General features: G+C 51.9%; 1 rRNA gene. It reads right to left on the bottom strand.

Annotated elements, in window-relative coordinates:
- A 16S ribosomal RNA gene (locus KJS58_RS25920) occupies positions 1 to 239 on the bottom strand; the annotation flags it as partial.

Here is a 239-nt window from a genome sequence, read left to right as displayed (position 1 = left end):
TGCTGGCAACTAAGATCAAGGGTTGCGCTCGTTGCGGGACTTAACCCAACATCTCACGACACGAGCTGACGACAACCATGCACCACCTGTCTCCTCTGTCCCGAAGGAAAGGTCTATCTCTAGACCGATCAGAGGGATGTCAAGACCTGGTAAGGTTCTTCGCGTTGCTTCGAATTAAACCACATACTCCACTGCTTGTGCGGGTCCCCGTCAATTCCTTTGAGTTTCAGTCTTGCGAC

This window comes from Paenibacillus sp. J45TS6 (genome assembly GCF_018403285.1).
In the GTDB taxonomy this organism is placed as follows: domain Bacteria; phylum Bacillota; class Bacilli; order Paenibacillales; family Paenibacillaceae; genus Paenibacillus.
This window is presented reverse-complemented; position numbering and strand designations above follow the sequence as displayed.